Here is a 23,975-nt window from a genome sequence, read left to right on the forward strand (position 1 = left end):
GCCCACAAGACGTGACAGGTTGTAACATAATATTTAAGTGTGAACTGCATCACAAAAGGCCAATTTATGGCCTGGTGCGGTTTGTCCGGTTCCGGTGAGGAACCATGCACGGGAGTAAGACGAATTGAGCGCACGTACCTTGGTGTTGGGGGGGATCCGTTCCGGTAAAACCGGGATGGCAGAACGGATGGCAGCGGAACACCCCGGCGATGTGGTTTATGTGGCCACGGCGACGGCGGGGGACGCTGAAATGGCGGACCGGATTCGCCGTCATCAGCAGGCGCGCCCTGACAACTGGGGGCTGCGGGAAGCGCCCGTTGAGCTGGCGTCGGTGCTGGCCGAGGCGGCCGGTATGACCCCGGCGCCCTGCCTGCTGGTGGACTGCATGAGCCTGTGGGTCAGCAACTTGCTTCACGCCGGCGACGATGTGCTGGCCGGGGAAAAGTCCGCGTTCCTTGAGGCCGTTGCGAACTTCCCGGGCGCGTTGGTCATAGTCAGTAATGAGGTGGGGCTGGGCACCATAGGGATGGACCCGCTGACCCGGCGCTTCTGTGACCAGCTGGGCTGGCTGAACCAGGCGCTGGCCGAGCGTTGCGACCGGGTGGTCATGAGCGTGGCGGGCCTGCCCCTGGTGCTCAAGGGCTAAGGCCTGCGTACCTCAGCGGTTCAGGGTAACCTCAAAACTGCATGTTGAGGGCCATGAACAACTGGAACTCCGGTTGGCCCGGGCCACGGTCGGCGATGGAAAACTGGGGCTCGATGAAGGTGTTGTAAACCACCTTAGGGGTGGGAAACACCTTGCCCAGGCGCAGACCAACGGGCACGCCGTAGTTGTCGGAGGTCAGATCATAGTTCCAGAGCGGGGCGGTTCCAGTGTACCAGCCCTCGCCAAGCTGGAGGAACCCAAAGGGCTGCAGCGCCACCAGGTTGACCCGTTGGCGGCCGTTGGTGTCACCCACGCCGCCCCGGTAGATCAGCAGGTAGCCGTACTGGAACTGGGCCGACGTCGCGTTGAAGTAGACATTGGCCAGCCCTGCCTGCCACTGCTCGCTACCGACGGCATCTTCAGACGCGGTTGGTGCTACGACCTGGGGACCAACGCCGAAGCTGATGGCGGGGTTGCCGGTATCAATAAGGTAGGCGGCAAAAATGTCGAAATCCCCCATGCCAGCCTCATGGGCACCGTTAACCCCCACCGGGTAGGAGTTGAACGGTAGTGAAGCCCGCATCACCCAGTTGGCATCGCCCAGGGTCATTGGCTTGGCGTAGCGCAGGATGAGCTGGTTGGCATCCTCATTGGTGCCGGTGAGTTCATCAATGTAGTAATTCTGGATGTTGAACGCGGTTGTGTTCGCCAGCGGATTGTTGGCTTGGGCGGCCGCATTGTTGCCGCTGTCCTGTGCGTGTGCTGCTGTCGTTGTCAGGCCAAGGGTGAGTGCCAGTACCAACGAGTGAAGAACCCTGCTCATGTCCATCCTCCCTAATAGGTGCATTGCCAATGAATGCGCTCCCCATTTGTTTCCCCATTGAATAACAAAGCTCCTGACCAGCGTTTTAGCAAGTCTGACCGGGATGATGCCTGCTCTTGCCGTTCCGAAAATTGTGGTCCATGCTCATTGCTGACGCTCGCAGTTCAGAGGTGGTTATAACAATCAGGTAGTTGTCGCTTTTCAGGGAATGCCGACCTTATCAGGGAGTATTACAAATGCGACTGACTCACCCCCGTGGACGGCTGGCTGCGGCCATCATGTCCTGTCTGCTTGTTTCGACGTCGGCCTGCACGTCGGAATCCGACAGTGCTGAGCAAGCCACGGCAACGACCCAGACCCAGACCCCACAAACCGCGTTGACGGCTGAGCCCAAGCCCGCCTCGGAAGTGACGCGGGCGGCCAATGCGGCGCTGCTGAATACCCTGCCATTTGATGACACCAGGGATTTCGAGGATACCGACCGCGGTTTCATTGCCCCGCTGCCAAACAACGGTGTGATCCAGGCGGAGGATGGCCGCACGGTATGGGACTTGTCGGCCTATCAGTTTGTTCAGGGGCAGGATGCGCCCGACACTGTCAACCCGAGCCTCTGGCGCCAGGCCCAGCTGCTGACCAAAGGCGGCCTGTTTGAAGTGACGCCGGAAATCTATCAGGTGCAGGGGGCCGACCTGTCCACCATTACCTTCATTGAAGGCGAGGCTGGCATCACCGTGATTGATCCCTGCATTTCCAGGGAAACGGCCAGGGCGGCCCTGGACCTCTATTGGGAGCACCGGGGGGAGCGGCCGGTGGTTGCGGTCATTCATACCCATAGCCATATTGACCATTTCGGCGGCGTCCGCGGGGTGGTGGATGAAGCCGACGTGCAGTCCGGCAAGGTCAGGATCATTGCCCCTGAACACTTCGTCGAAGAGGCAGTGAGCGAGAACGTCTACGCCGGTAACCACATGAGCCGTCGTGCCAGCTACATGTATGGCAACCTGCTGGAAAAAGGCCCACAGGGCAGTATGGGTACGGGCCTCGGGCTGGGTACCTCGACCGGGGAACCAACCCTGATTACACCCACCGATTTCATCACCGAAACGGGCCAGACTCTGGACATTGATGGGCTGACCTTCGAATTCCTGCTGGCTCCGGGCACGGAAGCACCCGCGGAGATGCATTTCTACATTCCCGAGCTGAAAGCGCTGACGGCTGCAGAGAATGCCACCCATACCCTCCACAACCTCTACACCTTGCGGGGGGCAAAGGTCCGTAACGCCGCTGCCTGGTCTGGCTACCTGCATGAAACCATCGAGCGTTGGGGGGACGACGTGGAGGTGCTGTACGCGCCACACCATTGGCCAACCTGGGGCAATGACCGGGTGCTGGAACTGCTCAAGAAGCAGCGAGACATGTACAAGTACCTGAACGACCAGACCCTGCGCCTGGCCAACCAGGGCTACAACATGGTGGAAGCCGCTGAAATGATCGAATTACCGGATGAGCTGGCCAACTTCTGGCCGAACCGGGGTTACTACGGATCGGTGAACCATGACGTAAAAGCGGTCTGGAATTTCTACCTGGGCTGGTTCGACGGCAACCCGTCGCGCCTGCATCCATTGCCGCCGGTAGACGCAGGTATAAAGCTCGTTGAATACATGGGCGGCGCCGACCGGGTCATCGAAATGGCGCAGAAGGACTTCGACGAAGGCAACTATCGTTGGGTGGCCCAGGTGATGGACCAGGTGGTGATGGCGGAGCCGGACAACCAGTCAGCCCGCTACCTGCTGGCGGACGCCCTCGAACAGATGGGCTACCAGGCGGAAAGCGGCCCCTGGCGTAACTTCTACCTGAGTGGCGCCCAGGAACTGAGAAACGGCATTCAGGAGTTGCCGGTTCCGAACACCGCGGCACCAGACATTGTCCAATCGATGACGATGGATATGTTCCTCGATTTCATGGCCATCAAACTCAATGGGCCGAAAGCCGCAGGCAAGGTCATCCGGATGAACATCACCTTGCCGGACATTGACGAAGATTACGGAGTGGCCATCGAAAACGGCGTGTTGAACTACTACAGCGAGACCTTCGGTGACGCGGACGTGTCGTTCACCGTGGATCGGGCCAAGTTCAATGAGGTGATCCTGGGCACCTCAAAACTGACCGACCTGGTTGAGTCGGGGGACGCTGAGCTCGAAGGCGACAGCGGCAAGTTCGACGAGTTCCTGTCGCTGCTGGATTCCTTCGAGTTCTGGTGGCCGCTGGTTACCCCGAAAACCTCATGATGTAGGGCCTTTGGTCTTGTCGAAAACCGCATCGTGCTGATTTGGGCGATGCGGTTTTTTGTTGGCAGCCTGTCAGATTGGAGCAAGTGTCTGGTGGTGGGGCTTTCTCCGCCGCCCTCTAAGGCACATCCATGTGCCTGCCGGGCTGCGCGGCATCCATGCCGCTGCTACGAAAGCCCCACCACCAGACACCCATAGGAAATGGAGATATCTCACAGGCGTCTGGAACGGCATCTTGCGATATCGGAAGTGCTCGGGCTGCGGTCAGGAGGAGCGCTTGTGGAACAGCGGCATGGATGTCGCGGTCTCCGACAGGTACATGGATGTACCTTAGAGGAGAGTGGAACAAGCGTTCCTCCTGACCGTTTACTCCGAACCTCTCAGGCTACAGTCTGCTATCCGTGACTATGCAAACTGGTCAGCGTACCGAAGTCGGACTGATCAACCCGGATACGGCTGCGACAGGCAAACGGCACGGAAACCGCACCAAAGGACTTCTGCAGCGGAATGCCCATGACGTCCGCCAGGATCATGCGAATGACCCCACCATGGCAGACTACCAGCGCCCGCTGGCCCGCCAATTGGTCGCGCCAGTGTTGCCAGCCCTCAACAACCCGTTGATTGAAGTCGATGATGGTCTCGCCGCCGGGTGGGGTGTTGGCGACCGGATCTTCCCAGAACCGGGACAGCTTGTTGCCTTCGGCAGCGATCACCTCGGCGGTGGTCTTGCCTTCCCAGGCGCCAAAATTCACTTCCCGCAGCCGGTCTTCGACATGCAGGGGCACATTGCGCTGTTTTGCCACTTCGGTGGCAAATTCGATGCACCGCAGCAGTGGCGACGTCACAATGACATCCCACTGGTCTTCGTCCTGAATGGCCGATCGCATCTGCTGCCAGCCGAGCACGCTCAGGGGGTCGTCCTGGCTGCCCCGGAACTTGGGACCGCCTTCCGGTTCGCCATGGCGAATCAGGTCAATGGTTGTGGTCTGGTGGTTCATCTCACGCTTCCTTGTTGCTGACACCGGCACCGGCGAAACTGGCCATGTCGTTGTGCAGGGCACAGGCGGAGCGCAACAGCGGCAGGGCAACGGCAGCGCCACTGCCTTCCCCCAGACGCATGCCCAGGTCCAGTAACGGTTGTGCTTCCATCGCCGCAAGCACGCGGTTGTGCCCCGGCTCACCGGAGCGGTGGGAGAAGTGCAGCCACTGCCGCGCCACTGGCTGCTGGCGAACCGCCACCAGGGCGGCGACCGAGACGATAAACCCATCCACCAGCACCGGAATCCGGCGGGCGGCACAGCCGAGAATGGCACCGGTGAGCGCCGCAATCTCCAGGCCACCCAGCGATCCGAGAACGGCCAGTGGGTCGCGGTTATCGCCATGGCGGGTCAGGGCCCGGCCAATGACCTCGGCCTTGTGGCTGACGCCCTGGGCATCGAGACCGGTGCCCGGCCCGGCGAGGTCGCTGGCGGAGGCATCCAGCAGAGCGCAGGCCAGCGCGGCGGCGGTGGTGGTGTTGCCGATGCCCATGTCGCCACCGATAAACAGCTGGGCACCGGCTGCTGCGGCTCGCTCCGCCACATCGTCGCCGGCCTGCAGTGCGGCGCTGACCTGGTGTGGGGTCATGGCCGGTTCAACGGCCAGGTTGGCGGTGCCTGGTGCGATCTGCAGCTGGTTTACGCCCTGCAGATCCGGGACCGGCGTCACCGTGCCCAGGTTGATCACTTCCAGGGTGGCATCCAGATGGCGGGCCATGACACTGATGGCGGCGCCACCATGGGCGAAGTTGGCAATCATCTGGCCGGTCACTTCCTGGGGAAAGGCGGAAATGCCTTCGGCACAGACGCCGTGGTCACCGGCGAAAATGGCGATATGAACCTGATCGACCGAGGGCCGCCCGCTGCCTTGCTGGCCTGCGAGCTCAACCGCAACCTCTTCGAGTCGGCCCAGTGAGCCCGGAGGTTTGGTGAGCACCGCTTGGCGCTCCAGCGCTTCGTTGCGGAAACGGTCATCCGGCAGGGGTGGGGGAGAGGTCCAGCTCGTGGGCAGCGTCATGGTTGGGTTCCAGGCAGGGAAAAGTGGTCACGATGGTGGTGCCTGGTCAAAACCGTGTCAAGGTCGAGTAGACTGGGCGCCGAACTGGTAAGGGCAGATGTGACGTTGGAAGGATTAGGTTATTCCGTATTGGCCTGCGTGGTCGCGGTGGTGCTGGACCGGCTACTGGGTGAACCGAGCCGCTGGCACCCGCTGGTGGGTTTCGGGGCGATGGTCTCCCGGGTGGAAGCAAGGCTGAACCGCCGCGATGGCTCGACGGTCGGTCGGGGCTTGTTGGCCTTTGTGGTCGTGGTGATCCTGCCACTGGTGTTGGCGGTGGTGGTGGACGCCCTGTTGCCCCAGCCCTGGCTGATGGTGGTTGGAGCCGTGGTGTTGTGGCTGGCGATGTCTTTACGAGGGCTGGCGGAGCACGGTGAGGCTGTTGCTGCCCCGTTGGCGGCGGGTGACCTTGAGCTGGCGCGAGAGCAGGTTGGCCGTATTGTCAGCCGCCAGGCCTCAGCGCTGGATGAAGCCGGGGTCGCGGCGGCGGCCAGTGAATCGATGCTGGAAAATGGCGCTGATGCGGTCTTTGCTAGCTTGTTCTGGTTCCTGGTGGCGGGCATTCCCGGCGTGGTGTTGCACCGAATGGTCAACACCCTGGATGCCATGTGGGGGTATCGCAATCAACGTTTCCTGAAGTTTGGACGAGTGGCTGCCCGGGTTGATGACGCCATGAACTGGATACCGGCCCGGCTGACGGCGCTGACCTATGCCCTGCTGGGTAACACCCGTCTGGCCTGGCAGTGCTGGCAGCGTCAGGGGCGGGTCTGGGACAGCCCCAACGCTGGCCCGGTGATGGCGGCCGGTGCCGGAGCCCTGGCGGTTACCCTCGGTGGCCCCGCGCCCTATGCCGGCGGAATTAAGGAACGGCCGCACCTGGGGCAGGGGCCAAAGCCCGGTGCGGCCACGGTTTACCGTGCCATCGCACTGGTGCGCCGTGGCGTTGCGCTATGGCTGGCGGTGTTGGTGCTGGTTGCGCTGTTGGCCTTGGCCGCAGGAGGTTGGCAGTGACAGAACCTGCGCGCCCTTTCCACGGTGGCCGGCTGAACGAAGCGGCCCGCACCTGGGGCATTCCCCGTGACCAGTGGCTGGATCTGTCCACCGGGATCAATCCTGAGAGCTGGCCGGTTCCGACGCTGCCGCTCTCGGTTTGGCAGCGTTTGCCGGAAGACGATGATGGCCTGGACACCGAGCTTCGCCGCTGGACCGGGGCACCGGCCCTGGCGGAATGTGTCCCGGTCCCGGGGAGCCAGTGTGCGATCCAGACCCTGCCGCGGCTGCGTCGCCCTGGTCGTGTCGGAGTGGCGATGCCCGGTTACCGGGAGCATGGCCATGGCTGGCGTTCGGCTGGTCACGAAGTGGTTGGGGTAACCTCCGCGATGGTCGAAGGTGGCGACGACTGGCTGGACGAGCTCGACGTACTGGTGTGGATTCAGCCCAACAACCCAACCGGTCAGAGCGTTCCCGTTGAACGCCTGCTGGCCTGGCATCAGAGGTTGGCGGCTGACGGCGGCTGGTTGGTGGTGGACGAGGCCTTCGCCGAAGGGGTGCCGGGTATCAGTGTTGCAGCCTACACCGATCGCGCCGGGTTGGTGGTACTGAAATCCCTGGGTAAGTTCTATGGCCTGGCTGGGTTGCGGGCCGGGGTTGTGCTTGCGGAGCGGAGCGTTGCAGAGCCGCTAGCAGCCGCAGTCGGGCCCTGGGCGGTGAGTGGCCCTGCCCGCTATGTGATGGCGCGGGCGGTGTCGGACGAGTCCTGGCGAACAGCCATGGCGGAGCGGCTTGCCAGCCAAAGTGGGCGCTTGCATACCCTGCTGAGCGATGCCGGGTTAACCCCCACCGGCGGCACCCTGCTGTTTCGCTATGTGGTGACTGAGCAAGCGGCCGACCTTGCCGAACAGTTGGCCCGCCAAGGCATCCTGGTGCGTGAGTTTGAACACCCACCGGCACTGAGGATTGGGTTGCCCGGATCAGAAGCGGAATGGCAGCGCCTTGCCCAGGCGCTGGCAGACTGCAGTCTGGGCGGCAAAGATCGTTGACCAATTAATCATCAGTTGGTAGCCTTGCCGCGCGTTTTCAGGTGCTCCCGGATAAGCCATCCGGAAGTGAAACGGGAAGCCGGTGACAATCCGGCGCTGCCCCCGCAACGGTAATTGAGTCAAGGTTGATCGAACGCGCCACTGTACCCCACGGTATGGGAAGGCGGTCAGCCCCGAACCCCTCAGGGTTCTGCTCATAAGCCCGGAGACCGGCCTGATGACACACCAGACGTTGCGGTGGGCAGCGGTGGTGGGTAAATCCGGCCAGTGTTTTCCCCAAGTCCGCATTGTCAGCCCACCTCCCGTCCGTTTCATCGCAGCACCAGAAGACTCTCCGTGCGGGTGCGCACGGGATGCCAGCGAGCTGTTGATTATGCGTTTTCCCAAGAAGTTTCCGGTCCTTGCCCTGACCGGCTGTTCCTCCTCCCTGCTTTTGTTCACGGCCCCTGCCATGGCCGAAGGTGCCGACGCCCCGGTATCTGAAATGGAAACCATCGTGGTGACCGGCACCGCCGGGCCAATGACCATCGGTGAAAGCCTGTCCTCGGTCACAGTGATCCGCGAAGAAGACATCAAGGCCCAGAACCCGGCTGAGCTGCAGGACCTGCTGCGGGGGCAACCGGGGATCGACATCGTCTCCAACGGCTCGTTTGGCAAGAACACCAGCGTTTACACCCGTGGTACCGGCAGCGACTCCACGGTCTTTATGATTGATGGCATTCGTCTGCGTTCCGCCACCAGTGGCGGGGCCCCCTGGCAGTTCGTGCCGGTGGAGCTGGTGGAGCGGATTGAAATCGTCCGCGGGCCGCGCAGCTCCCTGTACGGTGCGGATGCGGTGGGTGGTGTGGTTCAGGCATTCACCGTCGATCCCCGGCCAGGCCAGCACGGCTGGATCGAGGGGGCTGCCGGCAATTTCGATACCCAGCGGGTCAACGCCGGGGTTGCCGTCAGCACTGGCCGTACCCGTCTCAGCCTGAACGGACTGCACAAGGAATCGGACGGAGCACCGTTGGTCGAGGGAGGGGAAGATCAGGGCTACCGTAACTCCGCGGGCGTTGCCCGTATGACCCATGAATTCGACAACGGTGGCGAAGCCGCGCTGGTCTTTATGGAGTCCACGGGGAACACTGAATTTGAAGGCGGTGAAACCGACTTCACCATCCGCACAGCAGGCTTCCGCCTGGATACCCCGGTCAGCGATTACTGGCGTTCATCAATCCAGTTTTCCGAAGCGCGGGATGAACAGGACAACGTCACCAGTTACGGCGCTTCTACCTTCAATACCCAAACCCGCACCGGGCGCTGGGAAAACACCCTGACCATGAATGTCCACGAATGGGTGCTGGGTGCAGAGTTGCAGGATGAGTCGGTGGAAAGTACCACCGCGTTTGACGAAAACAGCCGCTCAAACTCCGCCCTGTTTAGCCAGTTGCGCCTGCATTTCGGTCCCACCGACGTCCAGCTGAGTCTGCGTGGCGATGATAACGAAGCCTACGGCAAGAACGAGACCGGCGGCATTGCCCTGGGCCACTCCATCGACCGTTACCACCGGGTACGAGCCAGCTATGGCACCGCGTTCCGGGGGCCCACGTTTAACGATCTGTACTACCCGACCGAAGTGTATAACGACGGCAGTGCCTATTCCGGCAACCCGGACCTCAAGCCCGAGGAGTCCGATGCCTATGAAATTGGGGTTGGCGGTAGCTACCTGAACTGGTTCTGGGACCTGGCGCTCTACCAGATGGACGTCGACAACCTGATTGAACTGCACTTCGATGTACCGACCCTGACACTGTCCCCGGCCAATGTCAGCAAGGCCCGGATTCGTGGTGCCGAACTGGCGGCTGGTTTGAACGTTGATGGCTGGCGGCTGGCAACAGCGCTGGCGTACACCGACCCTCGTGATACCGAGACCGACAACCGCCTGCGTCGCCGCAGTGACCGTTCCATGCGGGTCGACCTCGATCATGACTTTACCAACTGGTCCGTGGGCACCACCTACCACGTCCAGGGCGAACGTTACGATGATGCGGCCAACACCAAGAAGCTGGCGGGTTATGCCACCCTGGATCTTCGTGCCAGCTGGGCATTTGCCCGCAACTGGTCAACCCGCCTGACCGTGGCCAACGTGTTTGATCGTGAATATGCCACTGCGCAGCGTTTCAGCGGTGCGAAGTACATCGCCGCCGGCCGTACCGGCATGCTGTCCGTCCGTTACGACTTCCAGTAAGTCGTGGTGCGCCGATTCCCTGCCGGCGGGTTAGCCGGCGTCCTGGCTCTGTTGCTGGTACTGGTGCCCGTGTGGGCCAGTGCCGCCACCCTTGTGGGCGTGGTCTCTGACCGTTCGGCGGCGGAACTGGCCGCGGGCGCCCATGCTTTCGTTGAGCAGCACCCGGATCACCGGGTGCTGCTGCGCACCCCGGACCAGCTCGCCCTGTTGACCGACCACGATCTCGACCAGCTGCTGGCCGGGGCCGATGCGTTGTTGCTGGCGGCGGTGTTCGGTGACCAGGTCGAACGCCTGGAACGCCGGATACGCAGCCGGGTGGCTACCGGTGCCGTGCCGGTGCTGGCAATCAACAGCGACCGGCGGCTGGTCAAGCTGTCCCACCTGAATGGTCAGTGGCCACTGGCAACGCTGGACAAACCACAGTTTGATGCCGTGGTGGCGGCACCCGCCGCCAACGTTGCGCCGCTGGATCACCTGCGCCAGCAGCAGGCCGCCTTTGCGGACCAGGCGCAATGGTTGGAAGGACGGGCCTACTACCAGGGCCGTACCCCGGAGCACCTGGCCAACCTGATGACCTGGTTGCTGGTGCAGGCCGGGGAATCGCTGACCGTGGCAGCTCCGAGCCCTCGTGCAGCGATACGGTATTACCGACAGGGCAAGACCGTGGTGTCGAGCGGAGACCTGGGCCTCAACCCCGGTCCGGTGGTTGCCTTGCTGGATCTGGACAGCGGCGATCGCCCCGGTGACCGTGAATTGCTCAACCAGGCTTGCTGGGAACTGGAGAAGCGGCGCATCCAGTGCTTTGGCGTCCTCGCCCGCTGGGGCGGTGCCAGCTTGCAGGCGGTCGAAGAATTGCCCCGGGCCATTGGCCCAGCGACCTTGGCGGGACTGGTCAGCCTGCAGGACTTTGTCGTCGGTGGTGGCGATGGCCGGGAAGCGGTAACCGCCGCCCTGACCCAGCTGGATGTGCCGGTGATCAAGGGCATTCGCCTGCCAGACCGGACCGAAAGCCAGTGGCGGCTGTCGGTGGATGGCTTGCCGTCTGACTCGATCCATTACCAGCTGGCGATGCCGGAACTTCAGGGCATCAGCCAGCCGATGGCGCTGGCGGTGGCACGACCACCGGTCATCGATGAACAAACTGGTGTACGGCTTACCCTGACCGTGCCGGTGGCGGAGCGGGTCACGGCCTTAGCAGAGCGCCTGGGCAAATGGCAGCGCCTGCAAACCCAGGCCAATGCCGACAAACGGGTGGCCCTGATTTACTACAACCACCCGCCCGGACGTCAGAACATCGGTGCCGACAGCCTGGATGTTCCGGCCACCCTGTGGGAAATGCTGCACTGGCTGCAAGCCGAGGGCTACCGTACCGGCCCCCTGCCGGAGTCTCCACAAGCCCTGCTGGACATGATCCAGCAACAGGGCGTGAGCCTGCCGGATGACCCCCGGGCACTGCGGGAGATGGCTCCCCGTGCGGCATCCATGACCGCAGACGCCTACCAGGGTTATTTCAATACCCTGCCGGAGGTGGTGCAGGCGGAAATGGAAAACGGCCCGGTGGGCTACCTGCATCAGCGTCTGCAGCAGGCCTTTGAAGCCGGCGAGCACGACATCGCCCTGGCCCTGCTGGATCGGGGCGTGCGGGATCTTCGTCACCTGCTGGAAAACCTGGACCATCCGGCCCGCCCGCTGGCGGTGAGCCGGCTGGACGACTACCAGAGCCGATGGTTGCAGCGGCTGAATGAAGGCGGCAGCCGGGCTGAGGTAGAAGCAGCCAGGGACGCCTTGCTGGCAAGTGGCTTCCCCGGGTTGTCTGGCTGGGGCCGTGCGCCGGGTCAGTCGATGGTGGTGGACGACGCCCTGATCTTTCCCGGACTGCGTTTTGGCAATGTCTTTATTGGTCCCCAGCCACCCAGAGGCTGGGAAGTGAATGAAGAACTGCTGCACGCCAACACCACCTTCCCGCCGACACACCAGTACGTGGCCTTCTATCACTGGCTGCGGAGTCAGTTCCAGGCTGACGCGCTGGTCTATATCGGTCGCCACTCCACCCGTGAATTCCTGCCCAGGCGGCGGGCGGGGTTGACCAACGACGATTATCCGGAGCTGCTAAGCGGCAACCTGCCGCTGATCTACCCCTATATCGTGGATGGTGTTGGCGAGGGCATTCAGGCCAAGCGCCGGGCGCTGGCCGTGATGATCAGCCACCTGACGCCCCCGCTGGCCGCCACCGAGCTTTACGACGAGCTGTTGGAGATCCGTCAGCTGGTGGAAACCCACGAAGCCGCGGTATCCCCGGACAGCCCGACCAGTCGCCGGGCGGTGGAGCTGCTGAGACAGAAAATCCGTCAGCTCAACCTGGCGGAAACCATTGAACAGACCATCGCCAGCGAAGCCGGACTGGCCGAGGACGAAGTGTCGCTGGACACCATTTCCGAAGACATCCTGGTCCATGAAGCCGGCCACTACGTCACCGACGTTCAGGAGCAGTTCATGCCCCTGGGGCTGCATGTGTTTGGCCGCGACTGGGATGCGCAGGCCATCGATACCATGCTGGCTTCAATGGCGGGCGACGCCGGTACCGTTCCAGAGCAATGGCAAGCTGGACTGGCGGCGTCGCCCGCGTCGGAAAAGGCCAGTTTCCTGGCGGGGCTGGAGGGCCGTTTTGTCGCACCGGGGCAGGGCAACGATCCCTTGCGCACCCCGGCAGTGCTGCCCACCGGCCGTAACTTCCACGCACTCTCCGGCGACCTGATCCCAACACGGGTGGCCTGGACCCTGGCGGAAGAACTGGCCAATGAGGCCCGAAGCCAGGACCAGGCCGCCGATGACGGCAGCGAGGCCCTGGTGCTTTGGGCGTCCGACACAGTTCGTGACGAAGGGGTGATGGTGGCCTTTGGTTTGCACCTGCTGGGGGTCCAGCCGGTCTGGAACAGCCGCGGTATCGTCAAGGGGCTGGAACGCCTCCCGGTAGGGCAAGGGCAGGTCCGTGGCGAACGCCGTGACGTCCTGTTCACCACCTCCGGCCTGTTCCGCGACCTGTACGGCAACCAGCTGCAATGGCTCGACCAGGCGGTGTTGCTGGCCCTGGCCGGTTCCGCCGACACCATCCGCCGTCACTATCCCGAGCTGGATACGGCGCTGACCCAGACCCTGGCCACATTGCCGGAGGGCATGGACAGCACCGATGCTGAGCCGCTGGCGATCAACCGGGTGGCGGCGCGGTGGGTGGAGGACACCCGCGCGATGCTGGCAAACGGTGTTGCCGCCGGTGAGGCAGGGGCATTGGCGGCGCTGCGGGTGTTTGGAACCGCGCCCGGTGCCTATGGCGCCGGGGTGAACCGGCTGGCCACCCGTACTGGAGCCTGGAGCAGCCGCGACGAGCTGGCCAATGCCTACCGCCGGCGGATGGGCCATGCCTATGGCAGCAACCGTCTGGGCGAAGCGGAACACCAGGCCTTTGACCGGATGCTGGCGCGGGTTGACCGCACCTACCTGGGCCGGGCCAGTCACCTGTACGGTCTGATCGACAACGACGATGGCTTTGACTATCAGGGTGGACTGTCCAACGCCATCGAACAGGTCAGTGGCCAGGCGCCGGAGAACCGGGTGTTGCAGTACGCCAACCCGGACAACCCCAAGGTACAAAGCCTGCAGCGGGCGTTGCTGCTGGAATTGCAGTCCCGTAACCTCAACCCCCAGTGGATCCGGCCGTTGATGGACCACGACTACGCCGGTGCCCGCACCATGGGCAGCGATTTCCTGGACAACCTGTGGGGGTGGCAGATCACCAGTCCCCAGGTGGTGAAGTCCTGGGTGTGGGATGAGGTCAACCAGGTGTACTTCCAGGACCGTCACAACATTGGACTGGATGATTTCCTGTCCCAGGGCAACAATGTGCACGTCAAGACCCATATGCAGGCAACGGCACTGCTCGCAGCCAAGCGTGGCTACTGGGACGCCAGCTGGCTGACCCTGGAACCGCTGGTTCGGGACTTTGCCCAGAACATCATTGACCATGGCCTGCCCGGCGACGGACACACCCGGCCGGACCACCCCCTGATGGACTGGGTGGCCGACCAGCTGGAACCGGCCCAGAGGGAAGCTTTCGACAATGCCCGTCAGGGCGGCGCGCCCCTGGGCACTGAGCCACTGCAATCGCAACTGTGCAGGCAAACTGGAAACCGACTCGACCTATGCCAAGCAAACTGATCAAACACGCCCTTGTGGCCCTGCTGCTGGTGGCGACCCTGCCAGCCCGGGCCGAGGTCTGTGCCACCGACGATATCGGCGAACAGGTTTGCCTGCCGTCACCGGCCCAGCGCATCGCCGGGCTGTCGCCGGGGGCATCGGAGCTGTTGTGGTCTGCCGGTGCCGGCGACCAGGTGGTGGCGGTGGTCGCCTGGAGTGACTACCCGCCAGAGGCGAAAACTGTGCCGTCGGTTGGCAGCCATACCCGCCTGGACCTGGAAAAACTGGTGTCGCTGCGCCCGGATCTGGTGATTGCCTGGGTGACCGGCAACCCCCAGGAGCAGATCAGCACCATCCGTGCCTTGGGCATACCGGTGTTTTCCATTGAGCCCCGTGACTTTGACGCGGTGTCGTCGGTCATCGAGCGGCTGGCCACCCTGGCCGGCACGGAAGAACAGGGCTGGGCCGAGGCCGAGCGGTTCCGCCGGGGCATGGCAGAGTTGTCGGCGCGCTACAGCCAGCGGGCACCGGTACCGGTGTTCTACCAGGTCTGGGATGAACCCCTGATGACAGTGAATGACCAACACCTGATTGGTAAGGTCATCACCCTGTGTGGTGGGCGCAATGTGTTTGGCGAATTGCCGCGACTGGTTCCCCGGATTGGCGACGAGGCGGTTCTGGAAGCCAACCCCGAAGCCATCCTGGCCGGTGGCATGGGTGAGGAAAACCGGGATTGGTTAACCCGCTGGGAACAGTATTCCAGCCTGAGTGCGACCCGGGCCGGTAACCTGTTCTTTGTGCCGCCCTCGCTGATCCAGCGGCCCACCCCGCGAATGTTGCAGGGCAGCGAACTGTTCTGTGAAAAGCTGGAGATTGCCCGTGGCCGCCGTTAATCCAGCCCGTTTACGCCAACGAGCGTCCCGGGCATGAGGGGATACTGGCTCCCGCTGACCTTGCTGGCCGTTGCCGCGGCCATGTCGTTTCTGCTGTCGGTGACCGTTGGCAGTGCCTCGGTTGCGCCAGCGGATGTGTGGGCGGTGCTGACCGGGCAGGGCACGGAGCTGCAGCGGACCCTGATCCTTGAATTGCGGGTGCCGCGAACCCTTGCCGCCCTGGCCACTGGTGGCCTGCTGGCGGTCGCGGGCGCGCTGATGCAGGTGCTGTTGCGAAACCCCCTGGCTGACCCCTATGTGCTGGGGCTTTCCGGCGGTGCAGCGGTGGGGGCGTTGCTGGCCATGTTGGCGGGGCTTGGTGGCCTGGTGGTGTCTGGTTCGGCGTTCGCCGGGGCGATGATCGCGACCGTGCTGGTGTTCGGGCTGGCCCACGGCACCGGAAGCTGGACGCCGTCCCGTCTGTTATTGACCGGTGTGGTGGTGGCAGCGGGCTGGGGCGCGATTATCACCCTGATGCTGGCCATTAGCCCGGCCCAGCGCCTGCCGGGAATGCTGTACTGGCTGATGGGAGACCTGTCCTACGCCGGTACGCCCTGGCTGGCGATCACGGTACTGGTGGTGGCCTGCCTGCTGGTCCTGCCCCTTGGCCGCAGCCTGAACGTACTGGCGCGTGGCCCCATGCAGGCGGCAGCCCTGGGGGTCGCGGTCCGGCCCCTCGAATGGGGGATCTATGTGGTGGCCAGCCTGCTGACCGCCGTCGCGGTGACCACCGCCGGCAGTATCGGGTTTGTCGGGCTGGTGGTGCCCCATATGTTGCGGCTGGTGTTGGGGAACGACCAGCGCCTGATCCTGCCGGCCTGTGCCCTGGCCGGAGGCATCCTGCTGGTGCTGGCGGATACCCTGGCGCGAACCATCATTGCCCCGGAACAGTTACCCGTCGGGGTGATCACCGCTCTGTTGGGGGTACCCACGTTCCTGTTGCTGTTGTACCGGAGCCGCTGATGACCCGGTTACAGACCACCGAGCTGATCATTGATGTCCCCGGCCGCGACGATGGCCGGCCCCTGAGCCTGAACATCGAACCAGGCCAGGTCTGGGGCGTGCTTGGGCCAAATGGCGCTGGCAAGACCACCCTGATGCATACGCTGGCGGGCCTGCGGGCACCCCGCTCTGGCGAGGTGCTGCTGGATGGTCAGCCACTGCTGGCGCTGAAGCGCCGGCAGATTGCCCGCCATTTGGGGCTGGTGTTCCAGGAACGTCAGGACGGTTTCCCGGCCACGGTACTGGAAACTGCACTCATTGGCCGTCACCCGTTCCTGTCGAGCTGGCAGATGGAGTCTGCCGATGATCTCGCATTGGCGCGGCGGGCGCTGACCCGCCTGGATGTGGCGCACCTGGCGGACCGGCTGGTCAGCACCCTGTCGGGGGGCGAGCGCCAGCGAGTTGCCATTGCGACCGTGCTGACCCAGTCACCGGCGATCTGGCTGGCGGATGAACCCACCAATCACCTTGACCTCCATCACCAGATTGCAGTGATGGAGTTGCTGACGGAAGAAGCGGTCAACGGCCGGGCGGTATTCATGTGCCTGCACGACCTCAACCTTGCTGCCCGCTGGTGTAACCACGTGCTGTTGCTGTACCCCGATGGCGAAGCCTGCTGGGGACCAGCACAGCAGATGCTGGTGCCCGAGGCACTGGAAAGCCTCTATGGCCAACGACTGGCCACGACTGAACTGGATGGTGCCCCGGTGTTTGTACCGGTGCGCTGAGGAGACCCTGTGACTGACATGATCACCGGCCAGGTACCGGCCGCCCTGATTACCGCCCCCGGCTCCGGCCAGGGCAAATCCATTGTTACCGCGGCGTTGGCGCGACTGCATCGTAATGCCGGCCGCAAGGTGCGGGTATTCAAGCATGGGCCGGATTACCTCGACCCGATGGTGCTTGAGGTTGCATCGGGCCAGCCGGTGTACCAGTTGCACCCCTGGATGACCGGCGAGGACGAGTGTCGCTGGCGCCTGGCCGAAGCCGCCCGGGACGCTGACCTGGTGTTGGTGGAAGGCGCGATGGGGCTGTTCGATGGCGACCCGTCCAGCGCGGATCTGGCGGCCCTGGCGGGCTTGCCGGTGCTGCCGGTGATTGATGCCCGCGGTATGGCGCAGACCTTTGGTGCCGTGGCGCTGGGGCTGGCCAGTTTTCGCCCCAATGTGCAGATTCATGAGGTCATTGCCAACCGCATTGGCAGTCCCCGCCATGGTGAAATGCTGGCGGACAGCCTGCCGGACGGTATCGACCTGCTAGGCGCGATCCCCCGTGACGAGGCCATGGCCATTCCGGACCGCCATCTGGGACTGGTCCAGGCCTCTGAAATTGCCGATCTGGATCGCCAGCTCGACGCCGCCGCTGCAGTGCTGGCCAAGGCCGGACTGGACCGCCTGCCCGCGACCGTCAGCCTGAGTGCGCACCGGCCAGCGGCACCGGAGCAGACCCTGGCGGGTGTGCGGATTGCCATCGCCCGGGACGCCGCCTTCGCCTTTATTTACCGCGCCAACATCGACCTGTTGGAGGCGCTGGGAGCGGAGCTGGTTTATTTTTCTCCGCTGGCGGATGCCGCTCTTCCCAACGCCGACGCGTTGTGGCTGCCGGGGGGCTACCCTGAACTTCACGCTGCTACCCTGGCGGCCAATACCGGGCTGCTGTCAACGATCCGCGAGTTCCATCGCGCCGGCAAGCCCATCCTGGCGGAGTGCGGCGGCCTGATGGCCTGTGCCGAGGCTTTGGTGGATAAGGCGGGTGACCGCCACTCAATGCTGGGGCTGCTGCCCGGAACTGCGGTGATGGAGAGTCGGCTGCAAGGGCTCGGGCTGCAAAGCCTGCGGGCCGACGAAGGCGAGCTGCGTGGCCACACCTACCACCATTCCCGTCTCGACACCGAGCTGCCGCCCCTGGCCCGCACCCGCAAACTGGCGGGCACTGAGGCCGAACCTGTGTTCCATGTTGGCAGCCTGACCGCCACCTATTTCCATGGCTACTTCCCCTCGGCACCGGCGCTGGTGACAGCCCTGTTCCGTGGCCAGCCGCTATCTGCCTATTAATCCAGTACAACATAATCCAGTGCAATCAGGAGCCTGACATGCGCGAGAATGCTAAAGACCCCGAACGCCACGCCCGCCGCATGGCGGCCAAACAGAAGGTTATGCAGGACCGTATTGCCCGCGCCCAGAATGAGAAAGGCGTGTTGCTGGTGTTGACCGGCCCCGGCAAGGGCAAGAGCAGTTCCGGCTTCGGCATGGTGGCCCGGGCTCTCGGCCATGGCATGAAAGTCGGCGTGGTGCAGTTCATCAAGGGCAAGTTCACCACCGGCGAAGACACTTTCTTCCGGGATCTGCCCAATGTGGATTATCACGTGATGGGCGATGGCTATACCTGGGACACCCAGGATCGGCAAAAGGACGTCCAGGCCGCCGAAGCCGCCTGGGAAATCGCCAGCAACATGCTGAAAGACCCCAGTTACGACATGGTGCTCCTGGACGAACTCAACATCGCCCTGCGCTACGAGTACCTGGACCTCGACCGGGTGCTGGACGACCTGTTCAACCGCCCGGAGATGCAGCACGTAACGGTGACAGGGCGCTATGCACCCAAGGAACTGATCGAACTGGCGGACACCGTGACTGAGATGAAAGTGGTCAAGCACGCCTTCAAGGATCAGGGCATCAAGGCCCAAAAAGGGGTAGAACTCTAACCTCATGACCACCCTAATGATCCAGGGCACCACCTCGGATGCCGGCAAGAGCACGGTGGTGGCGGCGTTGTGCCGCTGGCTGCATCGCCAGGGCGTGTCGGTGGCACCGTTCAAGCCCCAGAACATGGCTCTTAACAGCGCGGTGACCGTGGACGGTGGCGAGATTGGTCGCTCCACTGCCCTGCAGGCCCTGGCCTGCGGCCTGGAACCCCACAGCGACATGAACCCGGTGCTGCTCAAACCGCAAACCGATTGCGGTGCTCAGGTGATCCTGCGGGGGCAGGTGTACGGCAATATGAACGCCGTCGATTACCACGCCTACAAGGCCGAGGCCCGCAAGTCGGTGCTGGCCGCATGGCAGGCGTTGAGTGCTCGCTACGACGTCATCATTGCCGAAGGCGCGGGTAGTCCCGCCGAGATCAACCTGCGGGCCAACGACATTGCCAACATGGGCTTCGCCGAAATGGTGGACTGCCCGGTGCTGCTGGTCGGCGACATCGACCGGGGTGGCGTATTCGCTCAGTTGGTGGGCACCCTGGAACTGATTTCCGAATCCGAGCAGGCGCGCACCAAGGGCTTCATCATCAACCGGTTCCGTGGCGACATTGCCCTGCTGGAGCCGGGTCTGGATTGGCTCGCCGAGCGCACCGGCAAACCGGTGAACGGGGTGTTGCCCTACCTGCATGGCCTGGTGCTCGACGCTGAAGACAGCGTGGGCACCTCCAGCGAGCACGAAGCGGGCGCCCTGAAAGTGGTGGTGCCGGTGCTGCCGCGCATCAGCAACCACAACGACTTCGACCCGCTGCGGCTTCACCCCGGTGTCGAACTGACCTTTGTCGGCCCGGACCAGACCCCGCCTCCGGCAGACGTGATCATCCTGCCCGGCAGCAAACACACCCGCAGTGACCTCGAATGGATGCGGGCGAACGGTTGGGATTCGGTGATTGAGCGCCACCTGCGCTACGGTGGCCACGTCTTCGGCATTTGCGGCGGCTTCCAGATGCTGGGGCAAACCGTCAGCGATCCTGACGGCCTGGAAGGCCAGCCCGGCAGCTCTCCCGGTCTGGGTTGGCTGGACATCGACACCCGCATGGTGGCGGGCAAGCAACTGACCCGGGTAAGCGGCACCCTGAGCGCGCCGGGCACCGGGGAGGCATCAACGGTGTCCGGCTACGAAATCCACAACGGCGTCACCACGGGCCCAGGGCTGGAACGGCCCCTGGTTAACCTGGGGGATAAGGTGGATGGCGCCATCAGCACCGATGGCCGGGTGATGGGCACCTACCTCCACGGCGTGTTCGACGACCCGGCCGCCTGCGCATCGCTGCTGGCCCACTGGGGCCTGCGGGACCAGGGTAAAGCGGTGGATTACGCAGCCCACCGGGAGCGCCAGCTCGATCGGCTGGCAGACTCGGTGGAGCAGTGTCTGGACACGGGTTGGTTAAAGGCGCTGCTGGGAATTTGAGCAAACGCCCAGCGACCCTTCGTCATAGCCTTGCCGGAGGGTAGCGATATCAAGTTTCTTCACTTTCGGCATCGCCTTGGTCACCCTGGCCGGTGACCGCCGTTTTACGAACCCGTCGCTTGAAAGGCGATCAGCAATCGCCGTAGCGGGTGGCAGCCAGCGATTACATAGTGATCCCATAGAAAGTGGACTAAGCTTTTGTTATGGCACCTGTACGGAACCACCGGGAGGTAGCCATGAGTGAGTCCGAAAAGCGCATACCCGAAACCGGCACACCCCATCCGCTCGTTGAGTCGGCCTGGCTGGAGGAACACCTGGATGATTCCGACCTGCGCGTGGTAGACGCAACCGTGCAGGTGAAGCTCTGGCCGTTTCCACATGTTAAGAGCGGTAGGCGTGGGTTTAAGCGGGTCCGCATTCCAGGCGCAAAAAACGTCGCCGTTTACGACGGCGGGCGGCTTTCCAAGGAAAGGGAGTGACATGAACGAATTGACGATCTGGACCTACGACTGGGTGCCCGAAGGGCCACGTGGGTTTGTACGCGACCTGAGATTGAGATGGGCCTGCGAGGAAGCCGGGCTTACCTACACGGTGCAAACGATCCCGTTTGATGGCCGCGAAACCAATCACCTGGAGCGCCAACCGTTTGGACAGGTTCCGTTGTTGAGTGACGGAGAGCTGCAGCTGTTCGAAAGTGGCGCTGGTCTTTTGCACCTTGCCTGCAAATCCGACACGTTGATGCCGCCCGATGCCGTTGGTCGCGCGCATACACAGCAATGGGTTATTGCCGCACTCAACTCAATTGAAATGGTCAGCGTACCCTGGTGGTTTCTCGCCATCTCTGGTGATGCCAATAATGGACTCGCCGGATGGATGGGCAAGCGTCTTGATCAACTTGAGGATGTTTTGTGTCAGCGAGATTGGCTTGTCGCTGATCGCTTCACCGTTGCGGATTTGCTGATGGCTGACGTGCTGCGTGTGCCGAAGGTACGCGCTTTCGGCAACCGACCGGCTACAGAAGCCTACGTAACCCGAGCCACTAGCCGTCCGGCGTTCAAGAAAGCCTATGCGGACCAGCTGGAGCATTTCGAGCTGGCTGACGAGAAGCGCACGTAGTCGGCGGTCCACCAGGGTTGCTCAGCATTCCAGGTATGACCCCATAGTTTTTGGACAGAGTCCCAATCAAGGGTTTGAGGCGGTTTGCGAAGATATTGTTACCCACGGCTATTGGAGCGAAACCAATATCCATGGAGAGGAAGTAGGAGAGTCTTGGGCCATAAACGAAAAGTTTAATTTGACGCGGGAATTCAACTTTACTCCCCCTGATATCATATTGATTGATGGCAAACCTAGATACGTTCTTACGCAGACTCCTGCGGTGGTAGTTGCCGCCGAGGCTTCTGGCTATAACGGAAATGCCGCAGGTATGTGACTCTATGCGATTCATCTAGGGATGAGGAATGTGGTGGCATCTCAAGTAAACGCGTTTGGAGGGTTTGATCCTAAAAGGTCGCAAGTGCGCTTGGTAGGTACAAAGAGTTCTTCGAATCAGGAAGGATAGGGATTTCGTACTATGCTTTCTTAGTTAATTTATATGGCCGAATAATGATCAATCGTCAGGAAGATAGCTGGTTTTCAATAATACTGTCGCTCTGTATTGTTTGCACGTTTTGGGGGGGTGTGATCTGGGCAGGTTATACAGCGATGTTCACAAATCAGTACTATTTTTTGGTATCTGAAGAGCATGCTCTTGAAGAGTATCTGCTTGCAGGCAGCGCGCATTCACAGAGTGAGTGTCGAGAGTTAGTGGAATACTGGACCAATATCGGTGTTAGAAATGCACAATGCCGACGCGTTCCCACATGGAAGCACTGGGCTAACGTAGGACAGAACCTGCTATATCAGTGGGATCTTCTGATTAATGATGATTAAGGTAATGAATTGACTGGAGCTTTTTACCAAGAATTTGAATTTTACCAGCAGCGTAGAGGACTCACATCGAACTGCGCCATCAAAACTCCCTGAATTCGTCGCCGAAGCATCCATGTTGTTCGACAAAATCGTTGTAACTTTTTATCGCAGCGCGATTCTCGGCAACCCATTGTTCGGCTTGGCGTTTGGAGAGCTCTTCTTCTCGGGCTCGTTCCAGCGTCGCAGACAAGTTAAGGTTCAGGTCACGGGCCTTACGCAGCAGATCGCTATTGATTGAAAGGTTGGTGGCCCTATGGGGTGCGGCGGCGTTGTAGAGTTCGGCCATTAGGGCCTCCAGGTGACGGTTTAATGCGTGATCTCAGTCTATGCGCACACCAAGGATGTGGCTAATAACGGTTGTTGTTGGATGCACCTGTGCTGGCATTCTGTGTACACCAAAAAGCTAACCATCCCGATTACTACGTGGCTTCTTTCTGGCCCCCGGCTGTAACAATATCGAAGCGCGGCCTCCGTCCGGATCACGTTCTAGCTACGGCCAGCAAGCGGCGCATCACCAGGGCCTTACCCTTTGATCGGTGGCAGGGCGGTGACCAGCTTCTGGAGTTCCTGGGCAATCTCAATCAGTTCCTTCAGCAGCTGTGGGTTAACGTCCATATGGCCTTCGTATTCGGCCAGGTTGCGGGCCGAGTGGCATTTGTCGAGTACACGCCACTTGGCATTCGGGAGCCCGAGGGTGTGCTGCAAACACTGGAAGACGATGTAGCGGCTTTCCGAACGGTAGCCGTGCCAGCGGAGGGCGGCGAGCGAGAGGGCGTGGGCCGCGCCGTAGGCGAGTGAAAAGCGGCTGTCTTCCGACAAGCCCTCGATGCTGGCGTCTTTCAGCTTGGTTTGGGCCGCCCGTAGCATGCCGGCGAACTCATTGGCGTCCGGCGGTTCGGGCTTCAGTTTGCGAATCTTGACCAGGTTGTTGAGGGCGTCCATGCGGCGTGCTGTCAGTGCTCAAAAGTGAGGTTGATCCGGGGCTGTTCCAGTACCCGGGTGATAAAGCTCTGCCCTTCGGCCAGGCGTTTGGCGAAGTCGTCCGGGGAGTATAACGTGGGATTGATGGTGCGTTGAAGCTGGGTTTCCACGGGAGCCAGCAGCTCCATGATGTCGCTGTAGCTCAGGTCGTTACCCACCAACATCAGGTCAACGTCGCTGGCGGCATGGGCCTCGCCTTTGGCCACCGACCCGTAAATAAACGCCTGTTCCAGCTGGTCCGCTAGTGGTGTGAGAGCCACCTGGATCAGGTCAGCGATCCCGAAGGTTTTCTGGACCAGCTGTGAGAGTTCCTGGAATACCGGATTATTGGCATTGGCCTGGTAATGATGCTGGTTGCCCTGGCGGGTCACGGTCACCAGTCCGGCGTCGGTGAGCTTGGCCAGCTCACGGCTGACGGCACCACGGCCAACCTGGGCCAGCCTTACCAGCTCGTTGAGGTACAGGCTTTGGTCCGGGTGACCATACAGCAGGGCCAGCAGGCGTTGCTGTGTTTTGGTAAAGAGTGCATCGCCGATACTGGTGGCAGGCATGGTCGGTAACTCCCTGGTTGAAGACCCATTGTGGGTACTATAGGCCTCAATTCGGGGA

20 protein-coding genes and 1 riboswitch are annotated in these 23,975 nt (G+C 62.2%); of the genes, 14 read left to right on the top strand and 6 right to left on the bottom strand.

Features of this window, described 5'->3' with window-relative positions; genetic code table 11:
* Positions 1-124: 124 nt before the first annotated feature.
* Positions 125-646 carry a bifunctional adenosylcobinamide kinase/adenosylcobinamide-phosphate guanylyltransferase gene (cobU, locus tag BMZ67_RS04215; protein WP_092020635.1) on the top strand — a complete coding sequence of 174 codons (522 nt, stop codon included), beginning with the start codon at positions 125-127 and terminating at the stop codon, positions 644-646.
* Positions 647-677: 31 nt separating this feature from the next.
* Here the strand turns inward: cobU and BMZ67_RS04220 are convergent, their stop codons facing one another.
* Positions 678-1,469: a hypothetical protein gene (locus BMZ67_RS04220; protein ID WP_092020636.1), complete on the bottom strand. Its 792-nt coding sequence runs from the start codon at positions 1,467-1,469 to the stop codon at positions 678-680.
* Between the two features lie 236 nt (positions 1,470-1,705).
* On the opposite strand from BMZ67_RS04220, the gene BMZ67_RS04225 reads away from it, so the two are divergent.
* Positions 1,706-3,757: an alkyl/aryl-sulfatase gene (locus tag BMZ67_RS04225; protein ID WP_245749864.1), complete on the top strand. Its 2,052-nt coding sequence runs from the start codon at positions 1,706-1,708 to the stop codon at positions 3,755-3,757.
* Positions 3,758-4,152: 395 nt separating this feature from the next.
* Here the strand turns inward: BMZ67_RS04225 and BMZ67_RS04230 are convergent, their stop codons facing one another.
* Both BMZ67_RS04230 and cobT read right to left on the bottom strand, forming a co-directional pair.
* Positions 4,153-4,755 carry a histidine phosphatase family protein gene (locus BMZ67_RS04230; protein ID WP_092020637.1) on the bottom strand — a complete coding sequence of 201 codons (603 nt, stop codon included), beginning with the start codon at positions 4,753-4,755 and terminating at the stop codon, positions 4,153-4,155.
* A gap of 1 nt (position 4,756) precedes the next feature.
* Positions 4,757-5,812 (bottom strand): nicotinate-nucleotide--dimethylbenzimidazole phosphoribosyltransferase, encoded by a 1,056-nt coding sequence (gene cobT, locus BMZ67_RS04235; protein WP_092020638.1) that lies wholly within the window; start codon positions 5,810-5,812, stop codon positions 4,757-4,759.
* 105 nt (positions 5,813-5,917) lie between these two features.
* Between cobT and cbiB the strand changes: the two genes are divergently transcribed.
* The 12 genes from cbiB to BMZ67_RS04295 all read left to right on the top strand — a co-directional run bounded on the left by cbiB (position 5,918) and on the right by BMZ67_RS04295 (position 21,530).
* Positions 5,918-6,862, top strand: a complete 945-nt coding sequence (gene cbiB, locus BMZ67_RS04240; RefSeq protein ID WP_092020931.1) for an adenosylcobinamide-phosphate synthase CbiB — start codon at positions 5,918-5,920, stop codon at positions 6,860-6,862.
* Positions 6,859-7,890, top strand: coding sequence for a threonine-phosphate decarboxylase CobD (gene cobD / locus BMZ67_RS04245; protein ID WP_245749865.1), 1,032 nt, complete (start codon positions 6,859-6,861; stop codon positions 7,888-7,890). Before cbiB ends, cobD begins: the two co-directional genes overlap by 4 nt.
* Positions 7,891-7,912: 22 nt before the next feature.
* Positions 7,913-8,122: riboswitch (cobalamin riboswitch) on the top strand.
* A complete protein-coding gene (locus BMZ67_RS04250) occupies positions 8,108-10,120 on the top strand; it encodes a TonB-dependent receptor domain-containing protein (protein WP_245749866.1) in 2,013 nt (670 codons plus the stop codon). It overlaps the preceding riboswitch by 15 nt.
* A gap of 6 nt (positions 10,121-10,126) precedes the next feature.
* Positions 10,127-14,332, top strand: a complete 4,206-nt coding sequence (locus BMZ67_RS04255) for a cobaltochelatase subunit CobN (RefSeq protein WP_245749867.1) — start codon at positions 10,127-10,129, stop codon at positions 14,330-14,332.
* On the top strand, positions 14,317-15,204 hold the full coding sequence (locus BMZ67_RS04260) for a cobalamin-binding protein (RefSeq protein WP_092020640.1): 888 nt from the start codon (positions 14,317-14,319) through the stop codon (positions 15,202-15,204). Before BMZ67_RS04255 ends, BMZ67_RS04260 begins: the two co-directional genes overlap by 16 nt.
* A gap of 33 nt (positions 15,205-15,237) precedes the next feature.
* The gene (locus tag BMZ67_RS04265; protein ID WP_092020641.1) at positions 15,238-16,206 is read left to right on the top strand and encodes a FecCD family ABC transporter permease; all 969 of its coding nucleotides are present in this window, start codon (positions 15,238-15,240) and stop codon (positions 16,204-16,206) included.
* Positions 16,206-16,973, top strand: a complete 768-nt coding sequence (locus BMZ67_RS04270) for an ABC transporter ATP-binding protein (protein ID WP_092020642.1) — start codon at positions 16,206-16,208, stop codon at positions 16,971-16,973. The genes BMZ67_RS04265 and BMZ67_RS04270 overlap by 1 nt, the downstream gene beginning before the upstream one ends.
* Positions 16,974-16,991: 18 nt before the next feature.
* Positions 16,992-18,299 carry a cobyrinic acid a,c-diamide synthase CobB gene (locus tag BMZ67_RS04275; RefSeq protein ID WP_092020643.1) on the top strand — a complete coding sequence of 436 codons (1,308 nt, stop codon included), beginning with the start codon at positions 16,992-16,994 and terminating at the stop codon, positions 18,297-18,299.
* Positions 18,300-18,337: 38 nt separating this feature from the next.
* A complete protein-coding gene (gene cobO / locus BMZ67_RS04280) occupies positions 18,338-18,949 on the top strand; it encodes a cob(I)yrinic acid a,c-diamide adenosyltransferase (RefSeq protein WP_092020644.1) in 612 nt (203 codons plus the stop codon).
* 4 nt (positions 18,950-18,953) lie between these two features.
* Positions 18,954-20,414, top strand: a complete 1,461-nt coding sequence (locus tag BMZ67_RS04285) for a cobyric acid synthase (protein WP_092020645.1) — start codon at positions 18,954-18,956, stop codon at positions 20,412-20,414.
* A gap of 236 nt (positions 20,415-20,650) precedes the next feature.
* Complete coding sequence (locus BMZ67_RS04290; protein WP_092020646.1) at positions 20,651-20,893, top strand: rhodanese-like domain-containing protein; 243 nt, start codon at positions 20,651-20,653, stop codon at positions 20,891-20,893.
* Position 20,894: 1 nt separating this feature from the next.
* Positions 20,895-21,530, top strand: a complete 636-nt coding sequence (locus tag BMZ67_RS04295) for a glutathione S-transferase family protein (RefSeq protein WP_092020647.1) — start codon at positions 20,895-20,897, stop codon at positions 21,528-21,530.
* A gap of 895 nt (positions 21,531-22,425) precedes the next feature.
* Here the strand turns inward: BMZ67_RS04295 and BMZ67_RS04300 are convergent.
* The 3 genes from BMZ67_RS04300 to BMZ67_RS04310 all read right to left on the bottom strand — a co-directional run bounded on the left by BMZ67_RS04300 (position 22,426) and on the right by BMZ67_RS04310 (position 23,917).
* Positions 22,426-22,671 (bottom strand): type II toxin-antitoxin system CcdA family antitoxin, encoded by a 246-nt coding sequence (locus BMZ67_RS04300; protein WP_092020648.1) that lies wholly within the window; start codon positions 22,669-22,671, stop codon positions 22,426-22,428.
* 236 nt (positions 22,672-22,907) lie between these two features.
* Positions 22,908-23,327, bottom strand: coding sequence for a hypothetical protein (locus BMZ67_RS04305; protein ID WP_092020649.1), 420 nt, complete (start codon positions 23,325-23,327; stop codon positions 22,908-22,910).
* 11 nt (positions 23,328-23,338) lie between these two features.
* A complete protein-coding gene (locus BMZ67_RS04310) occupies positions 23,339-23,917 on the bottom strand; it encodes a MarR family transcriptional regulator (protein WP_092020650.1) in 579 nt (192 codons plus the stop codon).
* Positions 23,918-23,975: the final 58 nt, after the last annotated feature.

Source organism: Marinobacter zhejiangensis, from assembly GCF_900114775.1.
GTDB lineage: Bacteria > Pseudomonadota > Gammaproteobacteria > Pseudomonadales > Oleiphilaceae > Marinobacter > Marinobacter zhejiangensis.

Coding starts and splice junctions, on each gene's coding strand:
- BMZ67_RS04220 (WP_092020636.1), bottom strand. CDS start 1,469: ATGAGCAGGGTTCTTCACTCGTTGGTACTGGCACTCACCCTTGGCCTG.
- BMZ67_RS04225 (WP_245749864.1), top strand. CDS start 1,706: ATGCGACTGACTCACCCCCGTGGACGGCTGGCTGCGGCCATCATGTCC.
- BMZ67_RS04230 (WP_092020637.1), bottom strand. CDS start 4,755: ATGAACCACCAGACCACAACCATTGACCTGATTCGCCATGGCGAACCG.
- cobT (WP_092020638.1), bottom strand. CDS start 5,812: ATGACGCTGCCCACGAGCTGGACCTCTCCCCCACCCCTGCCGGATGAC.
- BMZ67_RS04250 (WP_245749866.1), top strand. CDS start 8,108: ATGACACACCAGACGTTGCGGTGGGCAGCGGTGGTGGGTAAATCCGGC.
- BMZ67_RS04260 (WP_092020640.1), top strand. CDS start 14,317: ATGCCAAGCAAACTGATCAAACACGCCCTTGTGGCCCTGCTGCTGGTG.
- BMZ67_RS04265 (WP_092020641.1), top strand. CDS start 15,238: ATGAGGGGATACTGGCTCCCGCTGACCTTGCTGGCCGTTGCCGCGGCC.
- BMZ67_RS04270 (WP_092020642.1), top strand. CDS start 16,206: ATGACCCGGTTACAGACCACCGAGCTGATCATTGATGTCCCCGGCCGC.
- BMZ67_RS04275 (WP_092020643.1), top strand. CDS start 16,992: ATGATCACCGGCCAGGTACCGGCCGCCCTGATTACCGCCCCCGGCTCC.
- cobO (WP_092020644.1), top strand. CDS start 18,338: ATGCGCGAGAATGCTAAAGACCCCGAACGCCACGCCCGCCGCATGGCG.
- BMZ67_RS04285 (WP_092020645.1), top strand. CDS start 18,954: ATGACCACCCTAATGATCCAGGGCACCACCTCGGATGCCGGCAAGAGC.
- BMZ67_RS04290 (WP_092020646.1), top strand. CDS start 20,651: ATGAGTGAGTCCGAAAAGCGCATACCCGAAACCGGCACACCCCATCCG.
- BMZ67_RS04295 (WP_092020647.1), top strand. CDS start 20,895: ATGAACGAATTGACGATCTGGACCTACGACTGGGTGCCCGAAGGGCCA.
- BMZ67_RS04300 (WP_092020648.1), bottom strand. CDS start 22,671: ATGGCCGAACTCTACAACGCCGCCGCACCCCATAGGGCCACCAACCTT.
- BMZ67_RS04305 (WP_092020649.1), bottom strand. CDS start 23,327: ATGGACGCCCTCAACAACCTGGTCAAGATTCGCAAACTGAAGCCCGAA.
- BMZ67_RS04310 (WP_092020650.1), bottom strand. CDS start 23,917: ATGCCTGCCACCAGTATCGGCGATGCACTCTTTACCAAAACACAGCAA.